Here is a 17,784-nt window from a genome sequence, read left to right on the forward strand (position 1 = left end):
CAACCCCCTATAGTCGATTGTCCGGTCGCCATCATGCGCCGACGAGGCATATCATTGTCGGCATCCGCTGTTCATTTGGACCGTCTTGTAATCATCATTTCACATTCATTACCCAATTGCAATCCATGCTTGCCATGCCGCTTTCAATTGCATTTCAGCTCGCCGCTACGGAACAATGATGTCGAACGTCGCCAGCATATCGCTGACGAGCGACAACGGCAATCCAACTACATTGAAATAACAGCCATCGATGTGCGTAACGAGCGTAGAGCCAATTCCTTGAATCCCATAGGCCCCGGCCTTGTCCATTGGCTCGCCTGTTGCAACATAGCGACGTATTTGCTCTTCTGTCCATGGCTTCATATGGACGGTTGTAACCCCATGCGCAACCTCAGTATGCTTTCCTGCTGCGTCGATCATTGCTACACCAGTATAGACCTTGTGAGCATTTCCTTGCAGCGAGGTCAACATTTGAACCGCATCTTCTTCATTTATAGGCTTGCCCAGTACCTTGCCATCCAGCACTACAATAGTGTCTGAACCGATAACAATACCACCCTCACCTGCTGCTCTGCGAATATCAGCTACTGCCCTCGCCTTGCGCAGCGCCAACGTTTCAACAATGCAATCTGGCGGCATATCAGCGGCTACCGTTTCATCAGCATCGCTTGGATGCACCACATAAGGAAGACCGAGTGATCGGACAAGCTCCTGTCTCCGTGGAGAGGAGGAAGCCATAACGATAGTTGGTCTCTCGAATTTTGATTTACTCATTTTCGAAGTCGCTCCTCGCCATTTTTTGACACTGTTCTATTATACGCGGAACTGACTGTCGAAACAAACATTCAAATGATGATCTTTGTAATAAATAGATGAACAATTTATGGTAATTCAACCAACACCCCCAATTTCCATCCGTTCGTCTCTCCCTTTCACTATTCCGATACGAATACAAGTTCTGTTATAGAAAAAAAACAAAGTCCATTACCGGACTCTGTCCATATGAGCAATCTAATGTGTCCGCTTCTGCTTCGCGTTTTAAACCTTCATCGTTTCTAGCCAAGCCGCCTCCGCATTGCGATAATGCATAACAGCCTGCTGAATGCTCCACAAATGCGAGGATGAAGGCTGCTTATTATATTCATTCACCGCGCTGATAGCCGTGTTCATGCTCTGAACCAGTTCTGTCCATGAAGTCTTGGATTGATCAGGGATCCCCTTTTGTACAGCGCTCATTTGCTGTGTCCACTTCTGGTGATCCTTTCTTAGCTGTTCCGTGATCTCTTGAGAGAATGCTTCTGTATTTGCCTTTTCTAAATAAACGATTGATTGCGTCATTAGCCAATCATTCACAACATCACTTTGACCAAGGAACTGCTCAACGGAGGCAGAATCGCCTTGAAATGCAAGCTTGGCAATGGCGGGCCGATTCAATGTCCGTACATATAACTCCATCTGTTTGTTTTTCAGCAGCGAACTTAATCCCATCGCATCCTCCTTCGAAGTTGCTATCGCTGCATAGACGCGATGCTGATCAGACTTCTCCGCCATCGCAGCCATACCGAGTTCCCTTAGCTCAGACGCTGCTTTCTGAGCCCCTTCTTCCTGCGCGAACACACCGTATTGCAGCATGTAAAATACTTTTTCCGGTATATTTACATCCGTTACATACAAGCCTGTAGCGGTGGCAGCCGAGCCTCCTCCACTCGCAGCAGACGACGGCTTGCTTGTTGTATCTCCTGCCTTCACCTTACTCTGTTCATTAGTTGCCGTTCCATGAGCGGAGGACTCGCCGCCTTTCCCTTGTTTATCGTTGGCGAATACGGGAATAGCATTGTTTGGATTCGGCATCGACACTTCTCCCTTGAACAAGGACAAAGCAAGAAAGCCGAATAAAGCACCTGTAGCAAGCGCTCCTGCAACCGATGCTATGACTCTCCATACCGGGGGCTTGCGAGAGCGTGTATGAACTCCATTCCATAGCAATTCCCCTTGATCGCTTAACGAACCGGAAGCAGGATCCTCTATAGAGGAGGAAAGAGAGTAACCGTTTTTCGGAATTTCATATCCAGGCTGATGATCCGTCTCACGAATCCATCTCTCTACTCGTTCATGCTCGTTCTCTACGGGTTCATGTATTGGTTTAACTGGAAGAATATCACTTTCGGCCTTCTCTATATGTCGGTTCTCCACCGTAATTGCCTCACTGTATTCCTCGTGTTCTGCCTGGCCTGTCCGGTCAGGCTCTATGCTATTCACAATCGTACCATCAGACAGCTCCTCCCAGTCCGTAAGACGCTCACTCTTCTTGTTCGTCTCCATCCCTTGGCGTTCAAGCTTATCCTTACCTTGATTGGAATCATCGAATCGAAATGTCATTTTCGCTCTCATGTTACTCATTACCGAACACCTACCTTGTCCTATTGGTTATTAGTAGATTTATGCTAGATTGCATTCCAATAGAACCGAACTCACAAATTAATTGCTAGAAAAAACACTTAATATATCATGCCGCAAGAGTCTTATCGCATCTCATAACTCTAGCATAGGATACAGAAGAAAGAACAAAGGAGGTGTAGTGGAGTGAAAAAAGCTAGAATTCAAAATTTTGGGTTGTCTCCTATCGAGGTTCGTCGATTTGTTAGACGAAATGTTGGTCGTCTCGTAGTTGTCGTTCTATGTTCAGGCGAAGTGTTGGTAGGTAGAATCATTTTTGCAGGTATTTTCTCCTTCCGCTTACGAATACGCCGCCGCGGAATCTCTATCATACGACGGATTCGATATGATGATGTACGTGCGATCAAACGTGTTTTCTGTTAAGCTCAATGCGTCAAACGGATAAACAAAAAGATCGAGTTAGAGGATCTGCATCCGAACTCGATCTTTTCTATACAATCATGTAATACAGACTTTATTGACCTTAGGAGTATTCCTTGCCAAGCTGCTATTTTAGCACCTCAACCAATCCACGCGCCGTCTTCCAAATATCGCCCGCTCCCATTGTGATGACCAGATCACCAGGTTTTACGATCGATTTCAGACGCTCCAACGCATCACTCTTATCCGCAATATACTGCGCATTGCGATTACTATTCTCACGAATGCGTTCAACCAGCTTCGAAGAGTGCACTCCTTCGATCGGCTTCTCTCCAGCTGGAGAATAAATATCTGTCAAAATCAACTCATCCGCACCAGCGAATGCGCGGCTGAATTGATCGAACAGGAAATAAGTTCGAGAATATCGCTGCGGCTGGAATACCGCAACAATGCGGCGGTTTGTTGCTTTGGCAGCTGATAGAGTTGCTTCGATCTCTGTCGGATGATGTGCATAGTCATCTACAACCAGTACGCCCTGCTCTTCACCGATGACTTGGAAACGACGTTTCGCCCCAATAAAGTCCACAATGGCTGCCGCTGCCTGCTCGAATGGAATTCCAGTACGCATAGCAACAATAATAGTAGCCATTGCATTCAATACATTATGCGTACCCGGAATAGATAGTTGAACCGAACCAAGCGCCTTGCCTTGATGATTCATCGTAAAGGTCATGCCGCGATCTTCCGCGATAATCTCTGTAGCTGTATAATCAGCCGCTTGCTCAATGCCGTATGTCACAACACCTGCACCCAAGCTCGGAAGCATAGCTCCGACAATTGGATCATCTGCACACAATACAGAGCATCCATCCGCGCTTACTTGAGACAGAAACTGTACATAAGCCTCTTTCAAGCGTTCGAAATCTCCGCCATAATTCTCTAAATGATCGGCTTCAATATTGAGTACAACCGCGATATGAGGGTGATAATTCAAGAAGGAGCCATCACTCTCATCCGCTTCCGCAACTACATACTCGCTGTTACCTGCTTGGGCATTCGTCCCTAGGTTCGTCACTTCGCCGCCGATGATATAAGTCGGATCCACACCACAGCGCTCCATAACAAACGCGATCATCGAAGAAGTCGTTGTCTTTCCGTGAGCGCCTGCTACAGCAATGCCTTTCTTCGCATTCAGTAAGCGTGCCAGCATTTGTGAGCGGTGAATAACTGGAATACCCTGCTGTTCAGCTGCAACCCGTTCCACATTGTCCTTCGGACAAGCTGTAGAATATACCACTGTATCTGCGTTCTGAACATAGGCTGGGTCATGCCCGATATGTACAGTCGCCCCTTTTTTGCGTAACTTTTCCGTCAAATCCTGTTCGGCCACATCGGACCCCGTGACGGTGTACCCCATTTCCAGCATGACACGAGCGATGGCGCTCATCCCATAGCCCCCGATGCCGATAAAATGAATATGTTCCGTCGTATTCAAAACGAACTCACCAACCCTTTTCAGATTCGGTCCGATGCAGAACGAAAGAACGAACGTCTGCAATCAGATATAAAGTCCCCGTAACTACTGCTAAATCTCCTGGTACTGTCATCGCCTGGAGCTGTTCCAAAGCTTTATGCCAGTTAGGCTCTACAAGGATAGTCGGACGATTCGTATTGTCTCCCATCACCTGCTCGGCAATATCTCGTAAGCTTTCCGCTTCCATCTTCTTGCGGAAATCAGGTTCTGTAAAAATAACGGTATTAGCTAAAGGTAGTATATGTCGCAGAACATCGTGATGATGCTTTGTCGACAGCATCCCCATCATAATATGAAGCCCTTTGTACTGGTACGTATCCCGCAGCGCTTGTGCAAGCGTCGCAGCCCCTTCCGGGTTATGCGCACCATCGAGCAGCAAGCGAGGTTCCTTGCATACCATTTCTAATCGTCCTGGCCACGCAGCACGCTTCAGTCCATCTCGCGTAGTTGTATCTTCCAAAATGAAAGCCATATATTGTCGCAGCACTTCAAGCGCCATCAATGAGGCAGCCGCATTCTTCAATTGATGAGCCCCGTTCATCGTAAGTGACATTTCTTCCATCGTTCGGAATGGGCCAAAGAATGTGAAGTTCTGTTCATTTTCAACCGCATTGAGCAGTTCCACTCGGAACTGTTCGTTCATGACATACAGAGTAGATTGATTCTTGGCCGCAGCCTGCTTAATGACCTCCAGCGCCTCTGGTTGCTCTACTGTCGTCACAGCTGGAACTCCAGGCTTAATGATGCCCGCTTTCTCGAAAGCAATCTGCTCGATAGTATCCCCCAGTATGTCCATATGATCATGACCGATATTCGTGATAATGGATACGATTGGAGTCACGATATTTGTTACGTCAAGTCGTCCGCCAAGCCCGGTTTCCCATACAACAACATCCGGGAACGTCACTGTCGCATAGTACATAATGGCGAGCGTAGTAGATACTTCAAACGTCGTCGGCGATCCTAGCGGCGTTTGCGCGATTTCATCCACCAACGGCTTCAGTTTGTTCACAAGTTGAAGCAGCGTTTCTTCAGGAATGTCCTCGTTATTGTATTTTAAACGATTCGTATACTTCTCAATATAAGGAGAAGTAAAGGTACCGACATCATACCCGTTAGCAAGTAAAACACTCGTTAACATCGCACAAGTCGAGCCTTTGCCATTCGTGCCCGCGACATGAATGAATTTTAATCGACGGTGTGGAGAACCTAACCGCTCCATCATCAATTCTACCCGATCCAAGCCCGGACGGATTCCAAACGGAATTAATGAATTGATCCAATCAATTGCGTCTTCTACCCGAACAAAAGGAAAATCGGTTGCTTCCGTCTCATTTGTCTCCGACATGATCCTCATCCTTTATCAGATGTCATTAAACGGCCGAACCGGCAAAGAGCAATGCCCAAACCCGGATCGGCCATACATATCGCACAGGTTGTTTACGCTTCTGTTAATTCTGTAATACGCGCCAATACTTTGTCTCTCTTCTCGCTGTAATCACGCTGCTTGGCACGCTCTTCCTCGATGACCGAAGCAGGCGCCTTCGCGATGAAGCCTTGATTAGCAAGCTTCTTATCGACACGTTCAACTTCTTTGTTCAGGTGCTCGACTTCTTTCTGAAGACGGGCAATTTCTTGTTCAATGTCAAGAAGGCCAGCAAGCGGCAAATACAGCTCAGCTCCAGTAACAATGGCAGTCATTGCCTTGTTCGGCGCACCAGCCTCTATGCTTACCTCCAGCTTGGATGTACCACAGAAACGCTCTACGAACTCTAGGTTATTCGTAATGTTCGCTTCGATCGTGCGATCAGCCGGCTTCACAATCAGCTCTACCTTCTTACTCATTGGCACATTCACTTCAGCACGAATATTGCGCACTGCACGGATCATATCCATAAGAAGCATCATCTCGCGGACTGCTTCAGGCGCTTCGAATTCGGCATGGTATACAGGCCATTCCGCAAGCGTTATCGTTTCGCCGGAGTGCGGCAAGTGCTGCCAAATCTCTTCTGAGATGTATGGCATGAATGGATGAATCATGCGCATTGTACGGTCAAGCACATAGGCAAGAACAGATTGCGTCTTTTTCTTCGCTTGCTCATTTGAGCCATACAAGCTGAGCTTCGCAAATTCAATGTACCAGTCACACAGATCGTCCCAAATGAAGTTATTGAGCACACGTCCTGTTTCGCCGAACTCGTATGCATCCATGAGGCGCGTAATTTCACGAGCCGTCTCGTTCATACGGTGAAGGATCCAGCGATCCGCTGTGCCCAATTCGCCTGTAATGTCGATATCCTCATAGGTCACGCCCTGCAAGTTCATTAAAGCGAAGCGCGATGCATTCCAAATCTTATTCGCAAAGTTGCGCGCCTGCTCGACACGTTCCCAACGGAAACGCAAATCTTGCCCTGGCGTACTGCTTGTGGAAATCATGAAGCGCATTGCATCGGCACCGTACTTCTCGATAACTTCAAGCGGATCGACGCCATTGCCAAGCGATTTGGACATTTTTTTGCCATCAGCATCACGCACCAAGCCGTGCATCAGAACGTCCTTGAACGGAATTTCATCTGTAAATTCCAGTGCCGTAAAGATCATGCGGGACACCCAGAAGTAAATGATGTCATAGCCTGTAACGAGCACGTTCGTTGGATAGTAGCGCTTCAGATCTTCCGTCTGATCCGGCCAGCCAAGCGTAGAGAACGGCCACAACGCAGAACTGAACCATGTATCGAGTACATCTTCATCCTGCTTCAAATGGCTGCTTCCGCACGATGTACATGCAGTTGCATCTTCTTCTGCAACATGAATGTGTCCGCAATCCTCACAATACCAAGCAGGAATGCGATGGCCCCACCACAGCTGACGAGAAATACACCAGTCGCGCACATTCTCGATCCAATGCAAATACGTCTTCTCAAAGCGTTCCGGCACGAAATTAACGCCTTTGCCCGTTTTTTGCGCTTCGATTGCGCGCTCTGCGAGCGGCTTCATTTTCACGAACCATTGTGTTGACAAATACGGCTCTACAACTGCGCCACTGCGCTCGCTGTGTCCAACCTGATGGACATGATCCTCAATTTTGATCAACACACCTTGTTCTTGTAAGTCCTTCACGATCTGTTTCCGGCAATCCGCACGATCCATTCCTTGATATTGACCAGCCAGCTCATTCATTTTGCCGGACTCATCCATTACCGTTATTTGCGGCAATTGATGGCGAAGTCCCATTTCGAAGTCATTCGGATCATGGGCTGGTGTAATTTTAACCGCACCGCTTCCGAAGTCTTTATCTACATATTCGTCTGCAATTACAGGAATCTCACGGCCTACAATCGGCAGCACCAACATTTTGCCAATCATATGTTGGTAACGCTCATCCTTTGGATGAACCGCTACTGCTGTATCGCCGAGCATAGTCTCTGGGCGAGTTGTTGCAACAGTAATTGAGCCGCTGCCGTCTTTAAGTGGATACTGCAGATGATATAGATGCCCCTGCACTTCCTTGTACTCAACCTCAATGTCGGACAATGCCGTGCGCGCTGCCGGATCCCAGTTAATAATATATTTACCGCGGTAAATGAGCCCTTTCTCATACAGCTTCACAAATACTTGGCGAACCGCACGGGACAGACCTTCATCCAACGTAAAGCGCTCACGGGAGAAGTCCAAGGACAGCCCCATCTTCGCCCATTGTTCGCGGATCGTATTCGCATATTGCTCCTTCCAATCCCATACACGTTCCAGGAACGCTTCACGCCCCAAATCATAGCGTGTTACTCCTTCTTCGCGCAGCTTCTGCTCTACTTTCGTCTGCGTTGCAATACCAGCATGGTCAGAGCCTGGAAGCCACAGCGCATCATATCCCTGCATCCGCTTGAAGCGAATAAGAATATCCTGCAATGTAAAGTCAAGCGCGTGACCAATATGAAGCATGCCGGTAACGTTTGGAGGCGGAATCACGATCGTGAACGGTTCAGCATCCTTGCGAACACCTGCTTTAAAATACTCGCCTTTCATCCAGAAATCATACCATTTCTGCTCCGCTGCCTTCGGATCGTACGTCGTTGGCATGGACAGTTGCTCTTGATTCTCTGTCAATCAAAATCCCTCCGTTACTTAATCATGAGTGTCTAATCGACAATACTATGCCTATAGAACCGAAGCGAATAACAACCCTGCGCTGTCTCCCATAACACTTCCTCAAGCGTCTAAACTATGGCATTTGTAAGGGATGCATTCACTTCTGCAGGCAAATAAAAAAACCTTACGTCGCAAAGGACGAAAGGTTTATCTTCCGTGGTACCACCTTTATTCCGCTCTTATATACAGACTTCCAAGCATACAGATTCTGCTGAGCGGCACTTCAGTTGCAAATAACGGCTGCGGCCGGCCTGTTCTAGCGTATGAGGAACACGATGAACACAATGTTCATACATTACCTTGATACGTTCAAATGGGCAACTCCCAGGTGACTTCAGCGCTGGACGATCCTGCAGGCGTTGCACCGTGTCGCTCTGCTCTCTGTAAGGGGCCGATCGCTTACTAATCCTGTTCATCGTTTTTCAATCAGTCAGCTATGAAAGTAAACAATAACATTTACGATATATTGTACCTTCGCACAACCTGCGAGTCAATAGACGGAGCGCAAAAGGATGCTGATAATTGGTTCCCTATTAGTCATAACCTGTTTTTCGTTTTTCATAACATGTACTATAGGAGGTGTTTTATATGGAACGGTGGTGGTGTCGTGTTCGAGGTTCCATTAAAGGGGTTCTTTTCCCCATCATTTGCTTGCAATTTATCCGCACGTTGCTTCTGCCAACAGCATTTGACGTATTTTTGCTTTTTGTACTATTCCTCATTTTCATTGGATTTTTGTGGGACGTGTATTGAAGCTTGTACAGCTGCATGCAGACACAAAGAAACCCGTCGCTCAATGAGCCATACGGGTTTCTTGCCTTTATGGAGATATCGTTACGAGGTGGGAATGTAGAGAACTTGCCCTTCGGATACATCCGATTCCGCCAAGCGATTGTAGAGAGCAATCTCTCGTGAATTCATGCTATATCGGTCTGCTATCGTGTCGAGCGTTTCGGAACGCTGCACAATACACAAGCGCACTTTTTTGAATGCACGTTCATCATCCAAACGTTGGAGGAATAACGACTGCCACTTTACTTCCTCTCCAGAGGCCTCCGTATTCGTCGCTGCCTGCTTCGCAGTCTCCTCTTCCGTCTGAACCCGATCCGACTCTTGTGGCTCCCGCTTCTTCGAAAGCAATGAACTGAACCCGAGCGGCTCGGCTGCTTCTGGCTCACTATTTTTCCCCTTGCCAATCGCAATCTTCATTTCCTGCTTTACTGCAGCTGCCGGATCAGCATCCGACTGTTCATTGACAACAGATCCGGCTTCTACACTCTCCCGCTCATCATCATGAGTTGAGACAAGTGACTCAAGCTCTTCTGACAATTGGGCAGCCGCTGAATCATCCGTTTCTGTAGAGGATACACGTTCCTTACGCTCACGCTTGTCATGGCTTGCAACGGGTTCGCGAGCATGGGCTTCCTCAGAGAATGTATGGAAATCAGACGGAGCTCCCTTCGGTGTGCGCACATGTTCACCTTCATGCGAATCAGCATTCGTTTCGCTTGATGCCTGCCGCTCGTCCTCCGAAGCTTCGGCACTTTGGCCTTCCATTCGCTCTTCCGCTTCTAGAATCTCCTTGTTCCATTGGGAACCACTCCACGTCAGTGGAACTCGTTGAGAATTGGATGAAGTGGTGTCGGATGGCTCATGATTTGATTGAGCAATCAACTGCTCATCTTCAGTTTCATCTTCGCTGGCTTCCAGTTCTTCTGCAGCTCGAGTATAAGATTCAGATTCTTCTTCCTCTTCATCTTGCATAAACTCGTGATCCTGTTCCTGCTTTTGTTCTTCGGAATTCCATGCAGAGCTGTACTCTCTATATTCCTCTCTTGGATCTGCATCCGATTCTACATTCGATGATTCGTTATTCGATTCATCATTCGATCCTCCGTTGCTCTCAGACAAACTCTCTTCATGACTCGATGTAAATGCCGGTGTATATGTACCGTAGTCACGCAGCCATGAAGGTTCCTCCTCATCCTGCTCGATCTCTGTTTGATGCACGACCGTAAATTGCTCAGGTTCCCAAGCTGCAGGCTCGATACTTTCCATCGAGATGCCGCGCAGCGATAAAATTCCTGTTATATTCAATGTTCGTGTCGATAATAGATCAACATCAAAGTGCTCAATGTCGACCGAAATATCTTCTAAGCTGCGCACCCGGTTTAAGGGCAGTGTGATTTCAACTGGTATCCAATGCTCAAGCGAATGGCTGCTTCGCAATTCATCGGCACCTACGTATGCTCCTGCCAGCAGCAAGCTGCCGCGCACCGTCACCTGGTCACCAGCAGGAATGACCTGAATGTGCGGTGTCAACTCCACTTCTTCCAATTGATCAATGCCGACCACTTCGTCGGACAAATGCACACGTTCATAAATATCAAATCGCAATCCATATGATTCATCGTTCACAGACCGCTCCTCCTCCCGCAGTTCATATGCCATCCTCCCTTGTGACCAGCACACATGCAATTCGACAACGATGTTAAGCTACAGTCGCAAAGTCAGACTCGTATCACTACTTCATCTATATGGGAAGAAAGAGAGGAGCATGACTATATTTTTTGCCGTAAACGCAACATGTCCTCTGGCCACGGGACATCCACCTGAATGTGTTCTCCCGACAACGGATGGCGGAAGCGCAAGCTTTCTCCGTGAAGCGCTTGTCTGCGAATCAGCTTGTCATCCCCGCCGTACATCACGTCTCCTGCAAGCGGGTAGCCCTTTGCACTCATATGCACCCGAATTTGATGTGTTCTCCCTGTCTCCAGAGACAACCGAACTAGAGACAGCTCTGAACCAGGCTGCAACGTATCATAATGAGTGATCGCACGTACCCCACTGTCACTTACCCGATATTTTCCGCGGTGATGACGATCCTTTCCTATTGGCGCATCAATTGTTCCAGAAGCCGGAGTCGGCGTTCCGTGAACAATCGCATGATAGATACGTTCAATCTTTTTTTCGCGCATCATTTCATCAAGAATAACTTGCGAACAGGGCTGCTTTGCATACAATACGGGCCCTGTTGTATCAACATCAAGCCGATGGATATGCAGTACCTTAGCCGACTGTCCTGTCCAAGCATAATGGCATGCTACAGCATGAGCCAAACTGTCCCGTCTCTTGGCCTGCTCAGGTGTCGAAGGATGAACCGCCATTCCCGAAGGCTTATAGGCAACAAGACAGGCATCATCTTCATACAGCACCTCTGCAGGCTCATCTGCAGGTTCATAGGAATCCGATTCACGAGTAAACCATCTCAGCCTCAGCCTATCTCCAGCCGTGCAAATATCTCCCTCATGCTTCATTCTTTGAACGAAATTTTTCGGCAAGCGCAGCTCTCCGATTAACCAAGAAAATGTTGACTCTTCCTCTTTGAGCACTCCCTTGCCAGGCATGAACTCTACCCATTCACCTTGGCGTCTCCAATACCGTGTCATGCCGCACCTCCACTCTAATTCCTTTTCATTTCAAAGCCCGGCACTCCGCTAGAGACGGGAATCGCCGGGCTTATCGTCGTTCTATTCCGTTGCAGGGTGTAGTCTAAAAGACTAATCTTTCAACCCCGTTTTAATTCACTCTATGCTTAGATGGACTTTTTCAGTGCTGCGTAGTGAGCTTGTATCGTAAACTCAATATCTTCATCAGTATGAGCTGCTGATACAAACATCCCTTCGAATTGCGAAGGCGCTACATTGACCCCTTCATCCAACAAATGCTTGAAATAGCTGCGGAACAATTCCAAGTTGGAAGTACGTGCCGTATCAAAGTTCGTGACCGCTTCATTCGTAAAGAACGGACAAACCATCGAGCCGATGCGATTGATTGTACATGGCACTCCAAGCTCCTGAGCATTTCGCGTGAAGCCTTCCTCAAGCATTGCGCCCTTGCGATCCAGCTCATCGTACACCTCCGGCGCAAGCAAAGACAATGTCGTGTAGCCCGCAGCCATCGCCAGTGGATTACCGCTTAACGTGCCGGCTTGATAGATCGGTCCGCTTGGCGCAATCTGCTCCATGTATTCGCGTTTTCCTCCGTATGCACCTACTGGCAGTCCTCCGCCAATAACCTTTCCAAAGCAAGTCAAATCCGGTATAACGCCAAACAAGCCTTGCGCACAGCTATAGCCTACACGAAATCCGGTCATGACTTCATCGAAAATGAGCAAGCTTTCAAACTGCTCTGTTAAATTCCGCAGCCCTTCCAAAAATCCTTCCTTCGGCGGAACAACTCCCATGTTACCTGCTACCGGCTCCACAATGACACAGGCTATGTCTTCGCCATAGCGTTCAAAGGCCAGTTTCACTGCCTCCAAATCATTGTAAGGAACTGCTATCGTATTGCTGGCCACCCCTGCAGGCACCCCTGGGCTGTCCGGCAGTCCTAATGTAGCTACACCAGAGCCAGCCTTGATCAGCAAGCTGTCTCCATGACCATGGTAGGAGCCTTCAAATTTAACAATCTTACTCCGCTTCGTTATTCCACGGGCCAGCCGGATCGCACTCATCGTTGCTTCCGTTCCCGAATTAACCATGCGGACAATATCTACCGAAGGCACACGCTCACATACCAGCTTGGCCATAGCCGTCTCGATCTCAGTAGGCGCACCAAAGCTTGTCCCTTTCGCCGCCGTTTCTTGGATTGCACGAACGACCTCTGGATGCGCGTGACCCATAATTAACGGCCCCCACGAACATACATAATCGACAAATACGTTGCCATCGATATCATACAGTCGGGAACCTTCCGCCCGCTCAATATAGGCAGGCGTTAGTCCGACAGATTTAAATGCGCGAACAGGGCTATTCACACCGCCAGGTATGTATTTTTTTGCTTCTGCAAATGCTGCCTGCGAACGAGTGTCTACACGGCCAGATTTTTTTTCAGACATGTTGGTAGCTCCTTCTTATTTATTCCTCTGTTCTATGTTACACTAGTAAAAAATCGGCTTGGCAAAGAGGGGAAAGTCATGATTGAATTGCTAAAACGCGTCCCACTGTTCTCTGATTTGACTGATGAACAGCTGGAAATCGTATCGTCCATCACATCCCGTCGGGAGTATGCCCCACATACGATTTTGTTCCAGCAGGGAGATCCAGGACACACATTCTGCATCGTATTACGCGGTGCCGTCAAAGTATACACATCCAACAAGAAAGGACAACAAAAGATCCTTTCCGTCTTCAAGAGCGGCGACAACTTCGGCGAGCTTGCGCTTATTGATGGCAAGCCGCGTTCTGCTACAGCAGAGACACTGGAGGATACCGTATTATTGACCGTTACTTCTGAAAGCTTCCATCTATTGCTGCGAGCCCATTACGACATTGCGAAGCAGGTTATGATTCAACTGTGCGGGCGGCTTCGTTCGACGAACGGATACGTCTATGACTTAACGTTCCTGGATGCTCCTAGCCGCATCGTGAAGAACATTGTCCGTATCGCTCAGCAGCAAGGCGAACGCCGTGGAGACAAAATCTACATCCGTACCGCCTTCGATCCCGATGCCATGTCAGGGCTTGCTGGTGTGCATCGCAACGTATTAGAGCAGGTAATCCGCGATTTGGAGCATCAGCGCATCTTGACGCTGCAACCTACCGAATACACACTGGATGTATCCAAGCTGTTCCAGAGTCCTTACGTAAGCTAGCTTCCTAAATGATTGGGCAGACAAGTACCCCTCCGCTGCATTTCGCTAAATGTGCTGGAGGGGTGCTTGCTATATATTCCATCCGCTTGCCCTGATAATTAGGAACGATCTGACAGCCAGCGCGCTGCATCCTTCGCATGGTACGTAATAATCATATCCGTTCCTGCACGCTTTAAACCAAGCAGCAGTTCAGTAACTATTGCCCGCTCGTCAATCCATCCAAGCTTGCTCGCAGCCTTCACCATGGAGTATTCGCCGCTCACATTATAAGCGACCAGTGGCAGATCGAACTGATCCTTTATCACACGGATGACATCCATATATGCCATGGCCGGCTTCACCATCAGCATGTCCGCGCCCTCCAGAACATCCTCTTCTGCCTCGCGAACCGCTTCACGCACATTAGCAGGATCCATCTGGTATGTCTTGCGATCGCCAAATTGCGGTGCGGAATGCGCTGCATCCCGGAATGGGCCGTAGAATGCCGAAGCATATTTCACAGAATAAGACATGATTGGCACATCACTGTAGCCCGCTTCATCCAGTCCTGCTCGAATCGCGTGCACGAATCCATCCATCATATTGGAAGGCGCAATGATATCGGCTCCCGCTTCGGCCTGGGATACAGCAGTACGAACTAAGTACTCGAGCGACTCGTCATTATCGATTTCGCCAATTTCACAGCCATTCACTTCATGCACATGTATCATGCCGCAATGACCATGATCAGTATATTGACAGAGGCAAGTATCTGCGATGACGAGCAGTTCGGGATGAGCAGCCTTTATTTGTCTTGTCGCTTGCTGTACAATTCCGTTCGTGTCGAACGCAGAACTTCCGACAGCATCCTTCGATGCCGGAACGCCAAACAACACGATAGCTTGAATCCCTACTTGTACGATTTCATTAATTTCTTCATCCAGACGATCTAGCGAAAAGTGGTACACGCCTGGCATGGAGCTGATTTCTTCCTTAATATTGGTGCCATGCGTTACAAAAATAGGCATAATTAAATCATTTACGGTTAATACTGTCTCGCGTACCATATTGCGGAGAGCTGCCGTCTTCCGTAGGCGGCGTAATCTTGTAGTTGGAAATACCATATTAGCAACCTCCTTGAATGTGTATATTTGACTTTTCACTATTGCATAGCTTGCTCATTGCTTCTACCAATCCTTTTATGGTAGAACGCTCGGCTACTGCATCAACCTGCAAGCCTAATTCGCGCGCTGTACGCGCTGTAATATCTCCGATGCAGACAACCTGAGCGCCGCTCAGTTTCGCTACTGGATTCGACACGCCCATGCGTGTTAACGACGCGATCAGGTTCGTTACAGTCGAAGAACTCGTAAAGGTAATAAGATGAATGGCGTTATCCTCAAGCAGTTCTAATAAGCAAGGATCATCCTCTTCGGGCAATACAGTCTCGTACAGATCGATCTCATCGACAATAAGACCATGCTGATGCAGGGTCTCCTTTAGCCAAGGACGTGACAAATCCCCGCGCGCTAGCAGTACGCGCTCCCCTGACGCAACGAGCGGGCGCAGTACGTCCCATACCCCTTCTTGACTAAACTGAGCAGCAGATACATCCGGCTGTACACCGTATTCACGAAGCGCCTCAGCCGTTTTTGGTCCAACCGTCACAATTCGTGCGCCAGCCCATTGACGAATGTCCTGGCCTTGATCCTGCAAATGCTGGAACCAATACGAAACACCATTCACGCTCGTTAGAATGAGCCAGTGATACTGCCTAGCCTGCAGGAATGCCTGTTGAATCGCCTGCTTCTGCCGCGCCGAGACAGGCGCACGCATTTCAATGACAGGAAATTCATAAGGCTCCCCTCCAAGCTGTTCGACGGCCCGCACAAGCTCGCTTGCTTGGCTACGGCTTCTCGTCACAAGCACACGCTTCCCGAATAATGGCCGCTCTTCTGCCCATGCAAGCTGTTCCCGCAGCTTAACAACGTCACCTACGATAATGATTGCAGGCGATTCAAATCGGATCCGCTCTGCTTCATCCGCAATCGTCGCTAAAGTTCCAACAATGGTGAACTGCTCTGCCCGTGTTCCCCAGCGTATCAATGCAACAGGTGTCTCCGCTGCCCGCCCATGGCTCATTAATCGTTCTACTATCGCACGCAGCTTGCCAATCCCCATAAGAAACAACAAGGTGCCTGCTGATTGAGTCATCTGTTCCCACTCAATGAATTCGTCCAGCTTGTCAGGATTTTCGTGTCCTGTGACTACGCAGAAGGAAGAGGCATACTCACGATGTGTCACGGGAATGCCGGCATAAGCCGGAACCGCCACCGCTGAGGTGACACCCGGAACGATCTCGAATGATATCCCATGCTCCTTCAGCACAGCCGCTTCTTCTCCTGCTCTGCCAAATACACATGGATCTCCTCCCTTTAAGCGAACAACCCGGTGTCCTTCCAGAGCCAGATCGGCAAGAAGCTGATTAATGTCCGCTTGCTTCATCGCATGCCTATCAGGCAGCTTACCGACATAGATCCTGCGTGCGCCGGGCTTCATATGCCTAAGCAGCTGAGGACTGGAAAGGCGATCATAGACAACAACATCCGCTTCCTGCAAACAGTTCAAGCCTTTGACCGTAATCAAGCCAGCATCTCCCGGCCCTGCGCCTACTAGATACACGATACCTAATTCAGAGGAATGCCGTTCCATTCTTATCAGCCCCTTAATTGGGATAACATTTGTTCCGCTCCTTGATCCAGCAGCCGCTCTGCAACTGCAATACCAAGTTCCTCTGGATGTTTACCTACCATAGTGTCGCTCACAATCGTATTGTCCTCGGCTGAGCCGACAAGGCCAGTCAAGCGCATCGTGCCATCAGCACCATGAAGCTCTGCATATGCCCCGATTGGAACTTGGCAGCCGCCATTCAAACGTCCTAAGAAGGCACGTTCTGCCTGAACCGTAAGAGCGGTGTCTGCATCGTGATAACGTGCAAGCAGCGCCAATACTTCTTCATCATCTGCGCGGCATTCAATCCCCAGTGCCCCTTGGCCTACTGCCGGCAGGCTTACTGCTGTGGGCAAGTAAGATGTAATGCGATCCTGCCAGCCCATCCGGTGCAGTCCTGCTGCAGCAAGAACAATCGCATCGAACCCTTCCGTATCAAGCTTCTTCAGCCGCGTATCAATATTGCCGCGCAATGGCTCGATTTGCAGATCAGGACGCTGCGCCTGTAATTGACAAGCTCTGCGCAGGCTGCTGGTACCCACCTTGGCGCCTATGGGCAAATCTTCGATCGAGGTGCCCGACTTCATAATCAAGCAATCTCTCGGATCCTCCCGTTTCGGCACTGCGCCAACCGTAAGTCCATCCTGCAGCTCCCATGGCATGTCTTTCATACTATGAACCGCAATATCAACTTCCTTGTCAATAAGCGCCTGTTCGATTTCCTTTACGAACAGCCCCTTGCCGCCTACCTTGGACAAGGTCACATCCAGTATGCGATCGCCCTTGGTTACGATCTTTTTAATTTCGAAGCGATACGGAAGATTATTTTCTTGGCAAATGGCTTCCAACGCTGAAATAACATGCCCGGTCTGCGTCAGCGCCAAGGCACTCTGCCTTGTTCCAACAATGATAGTACGCATCT

General features: G+C 48.7%; 14 protein-coding genes and 1 other annotated feature. Of the genes, 3 read left to right on the forward strand and 11 right to left on the reverse strand.

Translation table 11 applies throughout. From position 1 onward, the window contains the following. Nucleotides 1-165: 165 nt before the first annotated feature. Together ACQ5BJ_RS21255 and ACQ5BJ_RS21260 are read right to left on the reverse strand one after the other, a co-directional pair. Nucleotides 166-774: a Maf family protein gene (locus ACQ5BJ_RS21255; protein WP_005547364.1), complete on the reverse strand. Its 609-nt coding sequence runs from the start codon at nucleotides 772-774 to the stop codon at nucleotides 166-168. A gap of 264 nt (nucleotides 775-1,038) precedes the next feature. Then, on the reverse strand, nucleotides 1,039-2,400 hold the full coding sequence (locus ACQ5BJ_RS21260; RefSeq protein ID WP_367667624.1) for an SPOR domain-containing protein: 1,362 nt from the start codon (nucleotides 2,398-2,400) through the stop codon (nucleotides 1,039-1,041). Nucleotides 2,401-2,583: 183 nt separating this feature from the next. Between ACQ5BJ_RS21260 and ACQ5BJ_RS21265 the strand changes: the two genes are divergently transcribed. Next, entirely contained in the window at nucleotides 2,584-2,820 is a 237-nt protein-coding gene (locus ACQ5BJ_RS21265; RefSeq protein WP_005547360.1) for a hypothetical protein, read from the forward strand. A gap of 124 nt (nucleotides 2,821-2,944) precedes the next feature. Here the strand turns inward: ACQ5BJ_RS21265 and murC are convergent, their stop codons facing one another. The 3 genes from murC to ACQ5BJ_RS21280 form a co-directional block, all read right to left on the reverse strand. Continuing rightward, nucleotides 2,945-4,312: a UDP-N-acetylmuramate--L-alanine ligase gene (gene murC, locus ACQ5BJ_RS21270; RefSeq protein WP_040735977.1), complete on the reverse strand. Its 1,368-nt coding sequence runs from the start codon at nucleotides 4,310-4,312 to the stop codon at nucleotides 2,945-2,947. 7 nt (nucleotides 4,313-4,319) lie between these two features. Next, nucleotides 4,320-5,699: a bifunctional folylpolyglutamate synthase/dihydrofolate synthase gene (locus tag ACQ5BJ_RS21275; protein WP_005547355.1), complete on the reverse strand. Its 1,380-nt coding sequence runs from the start codon at nucleotides 5,697-5,699 to the stop codon at nucleotides 4,320-4,322. Between the two features lie 92 nt (nucleotides 5,700-5,791). Beyond that, nucleotides 5,792-8,428, reverse strand: a complete 2,637-nt coding sequence (locus tag ACQ5BJ_RS21280) for a valine--tRNA ligase (RefSeq protein ID WP_197266668.1) — start codon at nucleotides 8,426-8,428, stop codon at nucleotides 5,792-5,794. A 200-nt stretch (nucleotides 8,429-8,628) separates the two neighbouring features. Beyond that, nucleotides 8,629-8,922: a binding site (T-box leader), on the reverse strand. Between the two features lie 163 nt (nucleotides 8,923-9,085). Here ACQ5BJ_RS21280 and ACQ5BJ_RS21285 point away from each other — a divergent pair. Then, on the forward strand, nucleotides 9,086-9,250 hold the full coding sequence (locus ACQ5BJ_RS21285) for a hypothetical protein (protein ID WP_005547353.1): 165 nt from the start codon (nucleotides 9,086-9,088) through the stop codon (nucleotides 9,248-9,250). Nucleotides 9,251-9,331: 81 nt separating this feature from the next. Here the strand turns inward: ACQ5BJ_RS21285 and ACQ5BJ_RS21290 are convergent, their stop codons facing one another. The 3 genes from ACQ5BJ_RS21290 to hemL all read right to left on the reverse strand — a co-directional run bounded on the left by ACQ5BJ_RS21290 (nucleotide 9,332) and on the right by hemL (nucleotide 13,397). Then, on the reverse strand, nucleotides 9,332-10,915 hold the full coding sequence (locus ACQ5BJ_RS21290; protein ID WP_430112279.1) for a LysM peptidoglycan-binding domain-containing protein: 1,584 nt from the start codon (nucleotides 10,913-10,915) through the stop codon (nucleotides 9,332-9,334). A gap of 143 nt (nucleotides 10,916-11,058) precedes the next feature. Further along, nucleotides 11,059-11,946: an RluA family pseudouridine synthase gene (locus ACQ5BJ_RS21295; RefSeq protein ID WP_430112281.1), complete on the reverse strand. Its 888-nt coding sequence runs from the start codon at nucleotides 11,944-11,946 to the stop codon at nucleotides 11,059-11,061. A 146-nt stretch (nucleotides 11,947-12,092) separates the two neighbouring features. Then, nucleotides 12,093-13,397 carry a glutamate-1-semialdehyde 2,1-aminomutase gene (gene hemL / locus ACQ5BJ_RS21300; RefSeq protein ID WP_171418338.1) on the reverse strand — a complete coding sequence of 435 codons (1,305 nt, stop codon included), beginning with the start codon at nucleotides 13,395-13,397 and terminating at the stop codon, nucleotides 12,093-12,095. Nucleotides 13,398-13,475: 78 nt separating this feature from the next. On the opposite strand from hemL, the gene ACQ5BJ_RS21305 reads away from it, so the two are divergent. Further along, the gene (locus tag ACQ5BJ_RS21305) at nucleotides 13,476-14,153 is read left to right on the forward strand and encodes a Crp/Fnr family transcriptional regulator (protein ID WP_005547342.1); all 678 of its coding nucleotides are present in this window, start codon (nucleotides 13,476-13,478) and stop codon (nucleotides 14,151-14,153) included. Between the two features lie 98 nt (nucleotides 14,154-14,251). On the opposite strand, the gene hemB is transcribed toward ACQ5BJ_RS21305, so the two are convergent. Genes hemB through hemC form a run of 3 tightly spaced genes read right to left on the reverse strand, consistent with a single transcriptional unit; the run spans nucleotide 14,252 to nucleotide 17,782 of the window. Beyond that, on the reverse strand, nucleotides 14,252-15,256 hold the full coding sequence (hemB, locus tag ACQ5BJ_RS21310) for a porphobilinogen synthase (RefSeq protein WP_005547340.1): 1,005 nt from the start codon (nucleotides 15,254-15,256) through the stop codon (nucleotides 14,252-14,254). Between the two features lies 1 nt (nucleotide 15,257). Further along, nucleotides 15,258-16,844 carry a uroporphyrinogen-III C-methyltransferase gene (gene cobA, locus ACQ5BJ_RS21315; RefSeq protein ID WP_268599234.1) on the reverse strand — a complete coding sequence of 529 codons (1,587 nt, stop codon included), beginning with the start codon at nucleotides 16,842-16,844 and terminating at the stop codon, nucleotides 15,258-15,260. A 5-nt stretch (nucleotides 16,845-16,849) separates the two neighbouring features. After that, nucleotides 16,850-17,782, reverse strand: coding sequence for a hydroxymethylbilane synthase (hemC, locus tag ACQ5BJ_RS21320; RefSeq protein WP_197266639.1), 933 nt, complete (start codon nucleotides 17,780-17,782; stop codon nucleotides 16,850-16,852). Nucleotides 17,783-17,784: the final 2 nt, after the last annotated feature.

Origin of the sequence: Paenibacillus sp. B1-35, assembly GCF_050474385.1 — a bacterium.
In the GTDB taxonomy this organism is placed as follows: Bacteria; Bacillota; Bacilli; order Paenibacillales; family Paenibacillaceae; genus Paenibacillus_B; species Paenibacillus_B alvei.